Below are 255 nucleotides of genomic sequence, written 5' to 3' on the forward strand. Positions count from 1 at the left end.
TTGCGGTCCTGGTCCAGGAGACGATGGCGCTCGATCCATTCACTCCGGCTGTTTTTGCGTTCTGCAATCGCCGTTGCGACCGGATGAAGTTGCTGTTCTTCGACCGGTCCGGCTTTGTGCTGGTCCTAAAGCGGCTGACCGAGGACAAGTTCCGATGGCCGCGCCGCCAGGAGGCGGTCGTCACGCTGACGACCGAGCAATTGCACTGGATCCTTGACGGCATCGATATCGATGCGATGGTCCGCCATCCGGTGC

General features: G+C 60.8%; 1 protein-coding gene. It reads left to right on the forward strand.

Annotated elements, in window-relative coordinates; genetic code table 11:
- On the forward strand, positions 1-255 hold a 255-nt coding region (gene tnpB, locus FNJ47_RS47125), incomplete at both ends, for an IS66 family insertion sequence element accessory protein TnpB (RefSeq protein WP_163163633.1).

This window comes from Bradyrhizobium uaiense, assembly GCF_010811875.1.
GTDB classification, from domain to species: domain Bacteria; phylum Pseudomonadota; class Alphaproteobacteria; order Rhizobiales; family Xanthobacteraceae; genus Bradyrhizobium; species Bradyrhizobium uaiense.